Source organism: Bradyrhizobium ferriligni (genome assembly GCF_056837965.1).
Genome location: NZ_JBXEJO010000087.1, coordinates 1 through 12,337, shown reverse-complemented (window position 1 = coordinate 12,337; position 12,337 = coordinate 1). Strand labels below are relative to the sequence as shown.

Here is a 12,337-nt window from a genome sequence, read left to right as displayed (position 1 = left end):
GATGTCAAGTTATCTGACAATATGAATTGTCAAAACGGCTGCGGGAGCCAGAGGGAGATCCAGGGCATGTCCGGTCATTTCGACGTGTTGATCGTGGGCGCCGGGCTGTCGGGCATCGGCGCCGGCTATCATTTGCAGGCCAATTGCCCGGACCGCAGCTACGCCATCCTTGAAAGCCGCGATTGCATCGGCGGCACCTGGGACCTTTTCCGCTATCCCGGCATCCGCTCCGACTCCGACATGTACACGCTCGGCTATTCGTTCCGGCCGTGGACCGAGCCGAAGGCGATCGCCGATGGCCCCTCGATCCTGAACTATGTGCGCGAGACCGCGCGCGTCTACGGCATCGACAAGAACATCCGCTTCAACCACCGCGTCGTGCGCGCCGACTGGTCGTCCGCCGACTCGCAATGGACGGTCGAGGTCGAGCGCGGGCCGGAGAAGACGATCGAGCGCTTCACCTGCAACTTCCTGTTCATGTGCAGCGGCTACTACAAATATGAACACGGCTACACGCCCGACTTCCCCGGCATCGCCGATTTCGCCGGCCGCGTCGTCCATCCGCAGAAATGGACCGACGACATCGACTATGCCGGCAAGAAGGTGGTGGTGATCGGCAGCGGTGCGACCGCGGTGACGCTGGTGCCGGAAATGGCCAAGACCGCCGCCCATGTCACGATGCTGCAGCGTTCGCCGACCTATGTCGTGGCGCGGCCGGACGAGGACAAGGTCGCCAACTGGCTGCGCGCGCGGCTGCCCGCGAAACTCGCCTACGGCCTCACCCGCTGGAAGAACGTGCTGTTCGGCATGTATTTCTACCGGCTCTGCAAGCGCGATCCGGAGCGCGTGAAGAAGCTGATCCTCGGCGGCGTGCGTCACGCGCTCGGCCCCGACTACGACATCGCCACCCATTTCACGCCGCGTTACAATCCGTGGGACCAGCGGCTCTGCCTGGTGCCGAACGGCGATCTCTTCCAATCGCTGCGCAACGGCGGATCGTCCGTCGTCACCGACCAGATCGAGACCTTCACGCCCGGCGGCCTCAAGCTCAAGAGCGGCAATCTGCTCGACGCCGATATCGTGGTGACCGCAACCGGCCTCGATCTGCAGGTGCTCGGCGGACTCGAGATCAATGTCGACGGCGCGCGTGTCGATCTGTCGAAGACCATGAACTACAAGGGGCTGATGTACTCGGGCGTGCCGAACCTCGCCGCCGCCTTCGGCTACACCAATGCGTCATGGACGCTGAAATGCGACCTGACCTGCGAATATGTCTGCCGCATGCTCAACCACATGAAGGCGAACGGCTACGCGCAGGTCACGCCGCGGCGGAACGACCCGACCGTCACCGAACTGCCCTGGGTGGACTTCTCCTCGGGCTATATCCAGCGCGCTGCCGCCAGGTTCCCCAAGCAGGGCTCGCGCCGGCCGTGGCGGCTCTACCAGAATTATGCACTCGATATCATGACGCTGCGCTTCGGCTCGCTGAAGGATGAGGCCATCGAGTTTCTGCCAGCGCGTCGGGCGAGCGCGGATGGCGCCTCGAATCCGGCCCGGCAGGTGGCGTAACGCGCGACGCGCCAAACGCTGCGCAACTTCGCGCGCGTCCGTTGTGGCGCGGGCTGGCGATCACCCGGCAGCTCTGCTATGGGATGGCGACGCCCGTATGCTTTCGCTGCGGGCGGTGCGGTCCCGTAGCTCAGCCGGATAGAGCGACGGTTTCCTAAACCGTAGGTCGGAAGTTCGAGTCTTCCCGGGATCGCCATTTTTTGCTCGGCCGCGCGCTGTCGGCGAAGCTTTTGCACCACGCGTTCCGGCGCGATCGGCCCGGCGTTTGCTCCCCAAGTTCACCCGAAATCAAGTTCACCCCAAATTAGGGAAAGCCCGGGACAATGGGGAGGGGGCACCGGAAGACCGCGCGCATGCGAGCTAGCGTTCCAGAACGGGTTGAGCAGGGGGGCGGCGATGCCCTTCGCGATCCGCTGCGTTCAAAGGGCCGGCCGCTCGTCGTCGATGTCGATGAGGTCATGGTGCGGGGAAGCTCCGTCCCGGCCGATATCGCATCCGACTTGATCCGCCGCTTTCGCGCTTTCGCCGCGGCGATCACCGCTCCCCTTGGAACGCAAGCGCGATCAGCGCATGGTGCAGATCCATCGGGGTTCGATCCATCCCGGGCGCAATTCGACCACGACGCGGTGAGGTTCCTGCTGCAGGTGCTGGGCGAAGGCCGCCCGGTCTACCTTTGCTCGGAAACCCATCCCGAGCCGTTCGTCAGCGCGGTCGCTCAGCATCTTGGCGTCTTCACGGCCTGGGTCGCCGCGCCGGGACGTCAATTGCCGGCGGCACAGCGCGAAGAGCTGCCGCCCGTGCTTCGCCAGGGCTTTGACTATATCGGCAGCGCGGCGGTCGCATTGCCCGATTCCGCATCGCGCCTCGCGCGCCCCGGTCGATCCGAGCCGTCCGCGCCCGCGCAGGTCGGCATGCGCAGCTGGCTGAAGCTGTTCAGGGTGCATCAATACGCGAAGAACGCCCTCGTGCTGGTGCCGCTGCTGACCGCACACAAATTCGCATCGGGATCGGCGGCGACCTCGCTGCTTGCGGTGATCGCATTCTCGCTCTGCGCGTCGGGCGCCTACATCCTGAACGATCTTCTCGACGTCGAGGCCGACCGTGCGCATCCGACAAAGCGCAACCGCCCGATCGCAAGCGGCGCCATCCCGGCATCGCGGGCCGTCGGCGCGATGGCTCTGGCGCTGGTCGCCGCATTTGCGATCGCAATGTCGATATCGACCGAGTTCGGCGGCGTCCTGCTCGGCTATTTCGCGCTGACCACCTCCTATTCGTTCTGGCTCAAGCGTATCGCGACTGTCGACGTCGTCGTGCTCGCCACGCTTTACACCGTCCGCGTGATCGGCGGCGCCGTCGCGATCAGCGTACCGATGTCGGAGTGGCTGCTCGCGTTCTCGCTGTTCATCTTCATGTCGCTGGCGCTGGTGAAGCGCTATATCGAGCTCGCCAACCAACCGGACGGCGCCGTGCTGGCGGCGCGCGGCTACCGGGTCGAAGACAAATCGATGATCGCGATCCTCGCCGCCGCGTCAGGCTTCAACGCCGTCGTGATCTTCACGCTCTACATCTCGTCCGATACGGTGCGCGCGCTTTACAGCCATCCGCAACTGCTCTGGGTCGGTTGTCCGATATTGATGTACTGGATCGGCCGCGTGATGTTGTTCGCGCAGCGCGGATTGATCGACGACGATCCGGTCATCTTTGCGCTGAGGGATCGCGTCAGCTGGGTCGCGCTCGGCGCGATCGGCGCCATCATGCTCGCCGCCATCTAGCGATGCCGGCGGCTGCGTTACCAGGAGCTGTGATGTCGACCTCCAGTCCGGGCGGCATTGGCCTGTCCGGCTGGGGCAACTATCCCAAGGCGTCGTCCGAACTGCTGGCGCCGCAGACGCCCGCGGGCGCCCGGGAGCACCTGGTTGCGCGGTCCGGCGTCGTCGCGCGCGGGGCCGGGCGGGCCTACGGCGATGCCGCGATCGGAGCGCAATCCACGATTTCGTCGCTCGGCCTGAACCGGATGCGGAGCTTCGATGCCGCAACCGCCCGATTGACGGTCGAAGCCGGCGTGACCATCGCCGACATCCTTGCCGTTTTCGAGCCGCGCGGCTTCTTCCTCAAGGTCGTCCCCGGCACGAAATTCGTGACGATCGGCGGCGCGATCGCGGCCGACGTTCACGGCAAGAACCATCATCGCGATGGCGGCTTCGGCACCATCGTCGATTCGTTCCGCCTCGCGCTGCCGGGCGGCGAGATCGTCACCTGCTCGCGATCGGAAAACGCCGCGCTGTTCGCGGCGACGCTGGGAGGCATGGGCCTGACGGGCATGATCCTCGACGCGACGCTGCGGCTGCTGCCGATCGAGACCGCCTGGCTGCGTCAGGACACCCGCGTCGCCGGCAACCTCGACGCGGCGATCGATCAGCTGGAAAGCAGCGCATCGAGCACCTACTCGGTCGCCTGGATCGACTGCCTTGCGCGCGGTGCGGCGCTCGGACGGTCGCTGGTCTATCTCGCCGAGCACGCCACGCGCCGCGACAAGGATATGCTTGGACCGGACCTCGAGACGTTCCCCAGGCTTCGCGCGTCGCGGCTCGCGGTCCCGGAGCTGTTTCCGGGATGGCTGCTCAATCGCGCATCGATGCGGGTGTTCAACGAGCTGTACTTCCGCCGCGGCGCCGCTCATCCGGGCAAGCCGCGGCTGGTCCATTGGGACCCGTATTTCTTTCCGCTCGATGCGATCGCCGACTGGAACAGGATCTACGGCCGGCGCGGCTTCGTGCAATATCAATGCGTGATCCCGCTCGACCGCGCGCGCCGCGTTCTCGCCGAAATCCTCGATCGCGTGTCGCGGCGCGGCGATGCGTCGTTTCTCGCGGTACTCAAGCAGCTTGGCGAAGGCAGCGGGCCGATGTCGTTTCCGCTCCGCGGCTACACGTTGACGATGGACTTTCCGGTCAGCGACGCGCTGTTCGGGTTTCTTGACCAGCTCGACGCGCTGGTGGTCGATGCCGGCGGCCGGCTCTATCTCGCCAAGGACGCGCGGCAGTCCCGCGCGACATTCGAATCCGGATATCCCGGCCTTGCGGCCTTGCGGGACATCCGCCAGCAGACCGGGGCGAACAGCCGCCTCGTGTCCCATCTTTCAGCACGGCTTGGAATTTGATGACCGGCACAAAATCAATTCTGGTGATTGGCGGCAGCTCGGACATCGGGCACGCGACCGCGCTGCGCTATGCGAGCGAGGGATGGCGCGTGATGCTCGCCGCCCGCGATATCGAGGCGGCACAGCGCAATGCGGACGACATCAAGACGCGAAGCGGTATCGAAACCTCGGTTGTCGCGCTCGACGTGTTGCAGACAGGGCAGCTTGCCGGCTTCGTCGCCGGCCTTTCCGCACTTCCCGACACCGTCGTATGCGTTGTCGGCGAGCTCGGCGATCAACCGCGTGCCGAGACCGATCCCGAGCTTGCGACGAAGATCATGCGCACCAATTTCGAGGCGCCCGCGCTGCTGCTCGAACTGTTCGCGCAAGCCTTCGCGACGCGCGGCTCGGGAACCATCGTCGGCGTGAGCTCGGTCGCCGGCGATCGCGGGCGGGCCTCGAACTATTACTACGGCGCGGCCAAGGCCGGCTTCTCGCAATTCCTGTCCGGCTTGCGCAATCGCCTGGCGCTTGCGGGCAAGGTCCGCGTCGTCACCGTCAAGCCGGGATTCGTGCGGACCAGGATGACGGCGCATATGAAGCTGCCGGCTCCCCTGACGGTGCAGCCGGATCGGGTCGCGGAGGATATCTTCCGGGCCGATGTGACGAGGCCGCGTGACGTGATCTATGTGGCCCGCCGCTTCCGGCTGGTGATGGCGATCATCTGCGCGCTGCCGGAGACGATCTTCAAACGGATGCGTATCTGATGCCCGGCGTCGCCGCCAACCTCGCGTCGTTCCCGCGATCCAGCGCGATCCGGCAGAGCGTCCCGCTTGTGACGGCATTGCTGTGGGTCGTGCTGTTCGCGGCGACGCTGATCTTCAGCATCACGCTCTGCGACGGCCGGCTGATCTTCACCCTCGACGATCCCTACATCCACCTCGCCGTCGCCGATCACATCCGGTCCGGCGGCTACGGCGTCAATGCGTCCGAGGTCTCGTCGCCAAGCTCGTCGATCATCTGGCCCTATCTGCTGGCCGTGACCGAGATGCTGCATCTTGGCGCATTCGGTCCGCTCCTGATCAATGCCGCGGCCGCGGCAGCGACCGTCGTGGCTTTCCTGCGCATCCTTGAATCGGCTGAACTGCTCGACCCCGGCCGGGAGAAGCCGCTGCTGTTTTTCGTCGCGCTGCTTGCCATTTTTTCGTCAAGCGCGATCGCGCTGCCGATGACCGGCATGGAGCACAGTCTTCACGTTTGGGCCACGGTCGCGACCTTCGGCGGCCTGACCGAAGCCGCGCGCGGACGGCCGCCGACCGCCATGCATTTCGCGGCGCTGGTGCTGCTGCCGCTGATCCGCTTCGAGGGAATCGCGTTTGCCATCGCGGCGATGACCGGGTTTGCCCTGCTCGGCCAGCGCCGTTTTGCGGCCGCGGCCGCCGCCGTGACGCTCTGTGCGTTCGCCGCGTACTTCGCGCGAATGGCCTCGCTCGGGCTCCCGCTTTTGCCGAGCTCGGTACTGCTCAAATCACGCATCGCCGAATCCGGCTATGAAGGAACCGGCGTCCTCGCCTCCATCCTCCGCAATCTCGGCGACAGCTTCACTGATCCCGCCGGCTTCAGGCTGATGCTGCACGGCCTTGCGCTCGCCGGCGCGATGGCGCTGCTGCGCGCCGACCGCGGCGCGCTGATCGTCTGTGCGACGGTGCTCGCCGCGATCGCTGCGCATCTCGGCTTTGGCCAATATGGCTGGTTCTACCGGTATGAGGTTTACATCGTTGCGCTTGCGGTGCTGGCGCTGCTCTACGCGGTTGCACGCGCGCGAGCGGTCTTGAGCGTCCCGCAATGGACTGCTGCCGCGGTCGCCGGCGTCGGGCTAGCCGTTTTTGCCAGCGTGGGCTATGTCAGCGCCGCCCTGGAGACGCCGTTTGCCTCGCGCGGCGTCTACGAGCAGCATTATCAATTGGGCCGGTTCGCCCAGCAGCTCTACCGGCGGCCGGTTGCCGTGAACGATCTTGGGCTCGTTGCCTGGGGAAATCCGAACTTCGTCCTGGATCTGTGGGGGCTCGGTTCGGAGCGCGTGCGCAAGGCGAAGCGCGCCGGCCGCTACGGCCCGGCCGAGATGGCCGCGCTCGCCGACGAGTATCATGTCGGCGTCGCCATGATCTACGACAGCTGGTTTGCGCAGGGCGTACCGGCTAGCTGGAACAAGGTCGCGATCCTGCACACGATTCCGGTGACCGGCGCGCGGGGTGATGTAACCTTCTACGTCACGCCGGCCGCGGAGCCGCAACTCGTCGCCGGTGCCCTGAAGGCCTTCGCGTCGACCCTGCCGGCGCGTGATCGTCTCGAAATGGTGGCGCCGTGAGCGTTGCGTGATCGCAGGGGGCGTCGCGCCGGGCGCTCAAATCCTCGCAAGCGGTCCCTGCGCCGGAACGGAAGCGGCGCTTGACTCCCGCAGCAGCAGGATTGCGACGATCAGCGTGATCAGCGCGGCGATCCCGAAGCCTCCGATCGAAAGCACGTCGACCCAATGGACGTCCGTGCGGGGCGTGTTGTTATGGACCGTGTGCATGTAGCCGAAGGCGCCGATCGGTATCGGCGCGGCATAGATGATCGCACGTTCCCACTCGCGGGCCTTGGCCTGAAGCGCCGGCAACAGCAGCGCCATTCCGATACTGAAGATCAGGAAATCGTAATCATACGCATAGGGGCTGATGCAGACCGATACGATCGCGGTCAGGCCGAGACTCTCGCGCACCGGCATCTTGCGGTAGGCCGCGACCAGCACGATGCCGAGCGCAAGGACGGCGACGACGCCCTGGCCGATAAACGCTGCCGATGCGGGGAACCCCGTGGTTCGCAGCGCGGCATAGGCCGAGACCATTCGGTACAGCGGATAATAGGCTTCCCGCAGGAATACCGACGAATCATGCACGCTCTGCAGCATCACGGTCCAGATCTGCATGCCGAACAGCATTGTGCAGATCGCCGAGCTGATCAGCACGACGGTGCCCGCCGTCACCACGACGATCCACGAGCGCCGCAGGATGGCATAGAGTGCGAAGGCAACGGCGAAATGCGGCTTGATGATCATGAGACCAAGGGCCACGCCCGCGAGCATCGGTCGCTCTTCGAAGTACAGGCACACCAGTCCGATCAGCGCGGCGGTAAGGAAGCTGTTCTGCCCGCATGCCAGCGTGACCCCGATGGTCGGAAAGAAAACGATCAGCACGAGCACGAACCGGTTTCCGGCAAGACGCCGCAGCACGGCGAGGTAAACAGCCAGCGTCGAGGCCATGAACAGCAGATAGGCCATTCCGAACGGGACCAGCGCGAACGGAGCCAGCAGCAGGTTGAATTGCGGCGGATAGGTCCATGGCATGAAGCCGTCGTGCCCGCCCGACGCCTGCTTCTCGATGATGGCGAGCTTCGCGAATTGATAGGCCTGGTCGAGGTCGCCGAGCCACACCAGCTTTGCGGTAATGTAGAAGGCGGCAAAGTCGACCAGTTCGCGGCCGTGCCCCAGCCCCAGCTGGGAGAACCACACAACCTTGAACAGGAGGGCGGCGACCAGCATCACGAGGATTCCGCGCGTGTAGTTGGTGCGCTTCGAGTCCGTCGACTGAATGGTTTCGAGCGTTGTTGCGAGCATCAAGCCGGGCCCTGTGATGGCAACCCAAGCTAGATTGAATAGGTTAAGCAGTCGAAAAATTGCAGGGAGAGGGCGGTTGGTCCCTGTCGCCCGACAGCCGCAGGGATGCATGAAATCGGACGGTGGAGGCTGGAACCGGACGGTATCTCGGTGTCCGGATGCGACTTTCGCTGGACGCTCCGTCGGCGGCAGTGATAACGGCTGACAAGAACCATCTCACGACGGACCGCATGCCGAAACCGCCGCCTCCTTCCAATCGCGGGCCCAGCCCATCGCCGGTCCTGCAACGCGCCGTGGTCGCGTTGCAGATGGGACAGGTCGTCGAAGCCGAGCGGCTGGCGGCGGAGGTCTTGAAGGCAAACCGGACCGATGTCGGCGCGGCCTCGATCCTGGCGCGGGCGCTGATGATCCAGAACCGCAACGAGGAGGCGATCGCGCCGCTCGAGCGAGCCGTGCGCCGCGTCGACGATCCCGGCCTCGAGACCCTGCTCGGCGCAGCGCTCGGCGGCGCCGGTCGCGGCAGCGAGGCGATCGATGTGCTGCGGCGAACCACCGCGCGGCGGCCGCCGTACCTGCCGGCATTCCAGGCGCTGGCAGGGCAATTGCACTCGGCCGGTCGCATCGACGAGGCGGTTGCCGTCATTGAGAGCGCGCTTGCTCTCGCGCCGGGGAGTCTCGAGTTTCAGCTCTTGCTCGCGCAGTTGCTGCCCCAGCGCAATGAGCGCGGCCGGGCGCGCGAGATTCTGGAGAAGCTGCGCAATGCGGCGCCGGGACATCCGGATGTTCTGGCCGCGCTTGCGCGTGTGCTGCTGCTCGATGGCGAATATGCTGCCGCGGCGGATCTCTACCGCCAGGTGATGGCGCAGCGCCCCGACGACCCCTTGATGCGTCTCAGCTTCTCCGCCAGTCTTCTGGAAATGGGCGACCGCGCGGCCGGCGAGGCCAATCTGCGTCTCGCGTTGCGCGGCCGGCCGCAAATGATCGGCCGCACGACCGCCGCGCTGATCATGTCATCGCACGGCCGCTTCTTCTTCCGCCGCAGCGCCTTTGCGGAATTCCTGAGCTAGCGTTTTCGAGCGAAGCAGACACCGGTTCGCGCCAGGAAAGCGCGTCAAACTAGAATCCAGAGCTTCGGCCGCTGGTGCACCGTCGTCCCTGCGAAAGCAGGGACCCATAACCACCAATGGTCATTGTTGAGCGATGCCGGAACGACGAGTCCCATTCACAACACCCGCCGCGGCGTATGGGTCCCTGCTTTCGCAGGGACGACAGGTGGAGAGAATCTTCTCCCCACCGACACCTATCATCGCCCGCAACGCAGCTTCGCGCGCCCGATCTACGTCCGGAATTGGCGCCGATAGAGTCCGGACTCGCGGGCCATCCTGTTGGTCAGTTCCTGCGCGCGCGATGTTTCATCTGGCGTCATCGCCGCGGTCTGCGCGACCCAGTTCTCGCGCTTGACCGGGAAGCACTGCGCAACCGGCGTGCCCTTGGGCAATACGCCGTTGAAACTGGTGTCGTGCCAGCGTGCCGGGAAATGAACCCAGCTGTCGTGAAACAGATCGCAATCGACCATGCCGGTCAGCGTGGTGAACGGCAGGTCGAACCGGTTGACCGGATGGGTGAAGAACAGTGAGTAGCCCGGCGGCGCCTCGATGGTCCACAGATTGATGAACTTGATGACGAAGCGGTCGGGCTCGAACAGCGGCGAGCCGACCACCTGGCTTTCGTCGTGGAATCCGACCGGCGAGCGCGGGAATTCGAGCGCGCCGCCGGCCGGAAGGTCGTTGTCCCAGGTGATCGCGCCATTCTCGACCTTGAGATCGCAGACCAGCGGCAACAGGAAACCCGATGTCATCGCATCGACGAATGGCGGGCAGCGCTTGACGGTATCCTCTTCGCGATTGCTCATCGTATTGAAGGCCTGCGTCGGCATCGCCTTGAGCCATCCGGGAAGACCCAATGATGCAGGCACCGGCGGCGGAATCTTGCCCTCGAGCTCCGCCGGGCAGCGGAATTTGATGGCGATCGCTTCGTTGTTGTTGGACACGGCTTTGGCCCTTGGTTCGTTCAGTGTCGGCGGCGCCCTTGCGCCAGTCGATGCTCGTCTAGCACGCGACGACGGGGCGGAGAAAGCAGTCGCATCGGTCGCCAAGCGAGTCACGATATCGAGCTATAAGTTGTTGTTATCATGACGGATAAGGCAAAGCCCTCAATCTCACGGTTCGGCGCGCGCCAATGCAGCTTTTCTGCGTCTTGCCGCTCACCGGTGTGCAAGACTCTGCCGATAGGCATTGGCTTTCGACGCCCGCCGGGCGCATCATCGCCGTCGTCGCTGACGACAAGATCTGCGAGAGGTAACGGAGGTACCGATGGCCGAATCGAAGGTTGAGACCGCCAACACTGCAGCTGCCGCGTCAGCTTCCGGCGAGAGCGGCGGCCCCAGCGAGCTCGCGGTCGCGACCGTCCGCACCGTGCCGATCGAGCAGGCGCAGTCCCGCACCGAGCACGATCTGCTCGGCGAGGACGACGTGCCGGCCAATGCGCTGTGGGGCATTCACACCAAGCGCGCGGTGATGAACTTTCCGATCACCGGCGTGCCGGTCGGGCACTTCCCGGAATTCGTCCGCGCGCTGGCGCTGGTGAAGCAGGCCGCCGCGCGCGCCAACAAGCGGCTCGGCTATCTTGCACCCGAGAAGGCGGATGCGATCGAAGCGGCCTGCACCCAGATTGCGACCGAAAAGGTCTATGCCGAGTCCTTCGTCGTCGACGCGATCCAGGGCGGCGCCGGCACCTCGACCAACATGAACGCCAATGAGGTGATCGCCAACGTCGCGCTGCGGCTGATGGGGCGCAAGCCCGGCGATTACCACGCGCTGCATCCGAACGACGACGTCAACATGGCGCAGTCGACCAACGACGCCTATCCGACCGCGCTGCGGCTCGCGGTGATCTTCGCCACCCAGCCGCTGGTGCGCGCGCTGGACGATCTCGCCTACTCCCTCAAGGGCAAGGCGGTGGAGTTCGCCGATGTGTTGAAGATGGGGCGGACCCAGCTTCAGGATGCGGTGCCGATGACGCTCGGCCAGGAATTCGATGCCTTCCACGTGACCGTGAAGGAGGACGTCGCGCGCCTGAACGAGATTTCCGCGCTGTTTCGCGAGGTCAATCTCGGCGCCACCGCGATCGGTACCGGTATCAATGCCGATCCGCGCTATGCGGCGCTCGCGGTCGAGGAGCTGTCGCGGCTGTCCGGCCAGCCGATGGTGCTGGCATCCAACCTGATCGAGGCGACGTCCGATCTCGGCGCCTTCGTGCTGTTCTCCGGCGTGCTCAAGCGCGTCGCGGTCAAGCTGTCCAAGATCTGCAACGACCTGCGGCTGTTGTCGTCGGGGCCGCGCACCGGCATCGGCGAAATCCGCCTGCCCGCCGTGCAGGCCGGCTCGTCGATCATGCCCGGCAAGGTCAATCCCGTCATTCCCGAGGTGGTCAATCAGGTGGCCTTCCTGGTGATCGGGCACGACCTCACGGTCACGATGTGCGCCGAAGGTGGCCAGTTGCAGCTCAACGCGTTCGAGCCGACCATCGGCTATTGCGTCTTGAGCTCGCTACGCATGCTGACGGCGGCGGTCGATACGCTGACCAAGCGCTGCGTCGACGGCATCGAGGCCGATCGCGAGCGCTGCCGCAGCCTGGTGCAGGGCTCGATCGGCCTGATCACGGCGCTGGCGCCGTCGCTCGGCTACGAAGCTTCATCGCGCGTGGCGCGCCGTGCGCTCAAGGAGAACCGCTCGGTCGCCGACATCGTGCTGGAGGAAAAGCTTCTGACCGAGGCGCAGCTCAACCAGTTGCTTGAACTCGAAGCAATGACCCGCCCGGCGCGCCGGCAGCCAGTGCCGAAGAGTTGAGGCCGCATGAGATGTAGCGACGAAGGTGTTGGCGCTCCCTCTCCCGCTTGCGGGGGAGGGTTGGGG

At 65.3% G+C, this 12,337-nt stretch carries 9 protein-coding genes and 1 tRNA gene; 8 read left to right on the top strand and 2 right to left on the bottom strand.

Annotated elements, in window-relative coordinates:
• Nucleotides 1-66 precede the first annotated feature (66 nt).
• The 6 genes from AC1VNY_RS36485 to AC1VNY_RS36460 all read left to right on the top strand — a co-directional run bounded on the left by AC1VNY_RS36485 (nt 67) and on the right by AC1VNY_RS36460 (nt 7,076).
• The gene (locus tag AC1VNY_RS36485) at nt 67-1,569 is read left to right on the top strand and encodes a flavin-containing monooxygenase (protein ID WP_482408792.1); all 1,503 of its coding nucleotides are present in this window, start codon (nt 67-69) and stop codon (nt 1,567-1,569) included.
• A 119-nt stretch (nt 1,570-1,688) separates the two neighbouring features.
• A tRNA-Arg gene (locus AC1VNY_RS36480) sits at nt 1,689-1,765 on the top strand.
• Between the two features lie 157 nt (nt 1,766-1,922).
• Nucleotides 1,923-3,341: a UbiA family prenyltransferase gene (locus AC1VNY_RS36475; protein ID WP_482408791.1), complete on the top strand. Its 1,419-nt coding sequence runs from the start codon at nt 1,923-1,925 to the stop codon at nt 3,339-3,341.
• Between the two features lie 32 nt (nt 3,342-3,373).
• The gene (locus AC1VNY_RS36470) at nt 3,374-4,729 is read left to right on the top strand and encodes an FAD-binding oxidoreductase (RefSeq protein WP_482408790.1); all 1,356 of its coding nucleotides are present in this window, start codon (nt 3,374-3,376) and stop codon (nt 4,727-4,729) included.
• A complete protein-coding gene (locus AC1VNY_RS36465) occupies nt 4,729-5,475 on the top strand; it encodes an SDR family oxidoreductase (protein WP_482408789.1) in 747 nt (248 codons plus the stop codon). Before AC1VNY_RS36470 ends, AC1VNY_RS36465 begins: the two co-directional genes overlap by 1 nt.
• Nucleotides 5,475-7,076: a hypothetical protein gene (locus AC1VNY_RS36460; RefSeq protein ID WP_482408788.1), complete on the top strand. Its 1,602-nt coding sequence runs from the start codon at nt 5,475-5,477 to the stop codon at nt 7,074-7,076. Before AC1VNY_RS36465 ends, AC1VNY_RS36460 begins: the two co-directional genes overlap by 1 nt.
• Before the next feature lie 36 nt (nt 7,077-7,112).
• Here AC1VNY_RS36460 and AC1VNY_RS36455 read toward each other — a convergent pair whose 3' ends face one another.
• On the bottom strand, nt 7,113-8,363 hold the full coding sequence (locus tag AC1VNY_RS36455) for a glycosyltransferase family 87 protein (RefSeq protein WP_482408787.1): 1,251 nt from the start codon (nt 8,361-8,363) through the stop codon (nt 7,113-7,115).
• 230 nt (nt 8,364-8,593) lie between these two features.
• On the opposite strand from AC1VNY_RS36455, the gene AC1VNY_RS36450 reads away from it, so the two are divergent.
• Nucleotides 8,594-9,430 (top strand): tetratricopeptide repeat protein, encoded by an 837-nt coding sequence (locus AC1VNY_RS36450; protein WP_482408786.1) that lies wholly within the window; start codon nt 8,594-8,596, stop codon nt 9,428-9,430.
• Between the two features lie 269 nt (nt 9,431-9,699).
• Here the strand turns inward: AC1VNY_RS36450 and AC1VNY_RS36445 are convergent, their stop codons facing one another.
• On the bottom strand, nt 9,700-10,413 hold the full coding sequence (locus AC1VNY_RS36445) for a hypothetical protein (RefSeq protein ID WP_482408785.1): 714 nt from the start codon (nt 10,411-10,413) through the stop codon (nt 9,700-9,702).
• Between the two features lie 322 nt (nt 10,414-10,735).
• On the opposite strand from AC1VNY_RS36445, the gene AC1VNY_RS36440 reads away from it, so the two are divergent.
• On the top strand, nt 10,736-12,271 hold the full coding sequence (locus AC1VNY_RS36440; RefSeq protein ID WP_482408784.1) for an aspartate ammonia-lyase: 1,536 nt from the start codon (nt 10,736-10,738) through the stop codon (nt 12,269-12,271).
• Nucleotides 12,272-12,337: the final 66 nt, after the last annotated feature.

Coding starts and splice junctions, on each gene's coding strand:
- AC1VNY_RS36470 (WP_482408790.1), top strand. CDS start 3,374: ATGTCGACCTCCAGTCCGGGCGGCATTGGCCTGTCCGGCTGGGGCAAC.
- AC1VNY_RS36465 (WP_482408789.1), top strand. CDS start 4,729: ATGACCGGCACAAAATCAATTCTGGTGATTGGCGGCAGCTCGGACATC.
- AC1VNY_RS36455 (WP_482408787.1), bottom strand. CDS start 8,363: ATGCTCGCAACAACGCTCGAAACCATTCAGTCGACGGACTCGAAGCGC.
- AC1VNY_RS36460 (WP_482408788.1), top strand. CDS start 5,475: ATGCCCGGCGTCGCCGCCAACCTCGCGTCGTTCCCGCGATCCAGCGCG.
- AC1VNY_RS36475 (WP_482408791.1), top strand. CDS start 1,923: ATGCGAGCTAGCGTTCCAGAACGGGTTGAGCAGGGGGGCGGCGATGCC.
- AC1VNY_RS36485 (WP_482408792.1), top strand. CDS start 67: ATGTCCGGTCATTTCGACGTGTTGATCGTGGGCGCCGGGCTGTCGGGC.
- AC1VNY_RS36450 (WP_482408786.1), top strand. CDS start 8,594: ATGCCGAAACCGCCGCCTCCTTCCAATCGCGGGCCCAGCCCATCGCCG.
- AC1VNY_RS36440 (WP_482408784.1), top strand. CDS start 10,736: ATGGCCGAATCGAAGGTTGAGACCGCCAACACTGCAGCTGCCGCGTCA.